This window comes from Nocardiopsis sp. TNDT3 (genome assembly GCF_003427465.1).
GTDB classification, from domain to species: domain Bacteria; phylum Actinomycetota; class Actinomycetes; order Streptosporangiales; family Streptosporangiaceae; genus Nocardiopsis; species Nocardiopsis dassonvillei.
Genome location: NZ_QPFC01001354.1, coordinates 1 through 2,322 on the forward strand (window position 1 = coordinate 1; position 2,322 = coordinate 2,322).

Consider the following 2,322-nt stretch of genomic DNA (forward strand, 5'->3'; position numbering starts at 1 on the left):
CTTCGGCGCGGACCCGCTGCCCGGGACCGCGCCCGAGCCCGACCCCGCGGCGGCCGTGCCCGACGCGGGCTCCCCCGACCACGTGCTGCTGCGCCGGATCGGCACCGTCGATCCCCTGAGCCTGGACGACTACCGCGCCGCGGGCGGGTACGCCGCGCTGCGCCGGGCGCTGCGCCTGGGCCCCGCCGGTGTCATCCGGGAGGTCTCCGACTCCGGCCTCGTCGGCCGGGGCGGGGCCGCCTTCCCGACCGGGCGCAAGTGGCAGGCCACGGCCCAGCAGCCGGACGGCCCGCACTACCTGGTGTGCAACGCCGACGAGAGCGAGCCCGGCACCTTCAAGGACCGGGTCCTGATGGAGGGCGACCCGTTCTCCGTCGTCGAGGCGATGACCATCGCGGGGTACGCCGTGGGCGCGCGGACCGGCTACCTCTACATCCGGGGTGAGTACCCCCGGGCGCTGCGCCACCTGGAGAACGCCGTCGCCCTGGCCCGCGGGCGGGGCCTGCTCGGCCCGGACATCCTGGGCTCGGGTTTCGCCTTCGACATCGAGATCCGGCGCGGCGCGGGCGCCTACATCTGCGGCGAGGAGACCGCGATCTTCGGCTCCATCGAGGGGCAGCGGGGCGAGCCGCGCAGCAAGCCGCCCTTCCCCGTGGAGAAGGGGCTGTTCGGCAAGCCCACCGCCGTGAACAACGTCGAGACGCTGGTCAACGTGCTGCCCGTCCTGCTGATGGGCGGCCCGGCCTACGCGGCCGTGGGCACCGGCCAGTCCACCGGCCCCAAGCTGTTCTGCCTGTCGGGCGGCGTGCGCCGCCCGGGACTGTACGAACTGCCCTTCGGCGCCACCCTGCGCGACCTGATCGAGGCGGCCGGGGGGATGCCCGAGGGGCGCACCATCCAGGCGGTCCTGCTCGGCGGCGCGGCCGGGACCTTCGTGCGCGGGGACGAGCTGGACATCCCGCTGACCTTCGAGGGGGCCCGCGCGGCGGGCACGTCCCTGGGCTCGGGGGTGGTGCTGGTCCTGGACGACACCGCCGACCTGGTCGCGACGCTGGTCCGGGTGGCGGCCTTCTTCCGCGACGAGTCCTGCGGCCAGTGCGTGCCCTGCCGGGTGGGCACCGTGCGCCAGGAGGAGTCGCTGCTGCGGATCAGGGCCGGGGGCGACGCCGCCGCCGAGGTGCCCCTGCTGCGCGAGGTCGGCCTGGCGATGCGCGACGCCTCGATCTGCGGCCTGGGACAGACCGCGTGGAACGCCGTGGAGTCGGCCATCGACCGGCTCGGCCTGTTCGACGCGACCGACGACACCCACCAGAGCACCGGCCCGGGCACCCGGGCGGCTACCGAGGAGGCCCGATGACCGTCCCCGTACTCCTGGCCCCGCCCAAGCGGCTGATCGACGCGACCATCGACGGGCGCACCGTGCGCGTTCCCGAGGGCACCACCATCCTGGAGGCCTGCGCCGGGGAGGGGACCGAGATCCCCACCCTGTGCTACGGCGACACCCTCACCCCCCGCAACGCCTGCCGGGTGTGCGTGGTGGAGGTGGAGGGCGCGCGCACGCTCGCCCCCGCCTGCTCGCGCAAGCTGGAGCCCGGCATGAGCGTGGCCACGGACTCCGAGCGGGTGCGGCACAGCCGCAAGATGGTCCTGGAGCTGCTCGGCTCCTCCGTGGACCTGTCCACCACGCCCAAGGTGGACGGGTGGATGGAGCGCTACGAGGCCGAGCCCGGGCGGTTCGGCCCGCGCGCCGAGGCCGCGGCGCTGGGCGTGCGCGACGCCCGCCACGCGGGCGACCACGAGCCCGGCGACGGCGCGGTCGCGGAGACGGTCGAGCAGCCCGCCAAGGTGGACAACGACCTGTACGTGCGCGACTACTCCAAGTGCATCATGTGCTACAAGTGCGTGGACGCCTGCGGCGACCAGTGGCAGAACACCTTCGCCATCGGGGTGGCCGGGCGCGGCTTCGACGCCCGCGTCTCCACCGAGCACGACGTCACGCTGCCCGACTCCGCCTGCGTGTACTGCGGGAACTGCATCGAGGTGTGCCCCACCGGCGCCCTGTCCTTCCGTACCGAGTTCGACATGCGCGAGGCGGGCACCTGGGACGAGGAGGCGCAGACCGAGACCACCACGGTGTGCACCTACTGCGGGGTCGGCTGCAACGTTACGCTGCACGTGCAGGAGAACGAGATCGTCAAGGTCACCTCGCCGCACGACAACCCGGTGACCCACGGGAACCTGTGCATCAAGGGCCGGTTCGGCTTCCAGCACGTACAGCGGCGCGGCGGCGGCTGACCCCCCGTGGGGGGGGGGGGGGGGGGG

General features: G+C 74.2%; 2 protein-coding genes. Both read left to right on the forward strand.

The genetic code is table 11. The features are described from left to right. Positions 1 to 1,357: NADH-quinone oxidoreductase subunit F (locus DQW06_RS27755; protein WP_117199589.1), on the forward strand; the 1,357-nt coding region annotated here is incomplete at its 5' end. Continuing rightward, on the forward strand, positions 1,354 to 2,295 hold the full coding sequence (locus DQW06_RS27760) for a 2Fe-2S iron-sulfur cluster-binding protein (protein ID WP_013155116.1): 942 nt from the start codon (positions 1,354 to 1,356) through the stop codon (positions 2,293 to 2,295). The genes DQW06_RS27755 and DQW06_RS27760, both read left to right, overlap by 4 nt. Positions 2,296 to 2,322 lie beyond the last annotated feature (27 nt).

Coding starts and splice junctions, on each gene's coding strand:
- DQW06_RS27760 (WP_013155116.1), top strand. CDS start 1,354: ATGACCGTCCCCGTACTCCTGGCCCCGCCCAAGCGGCTGATCGACGCG.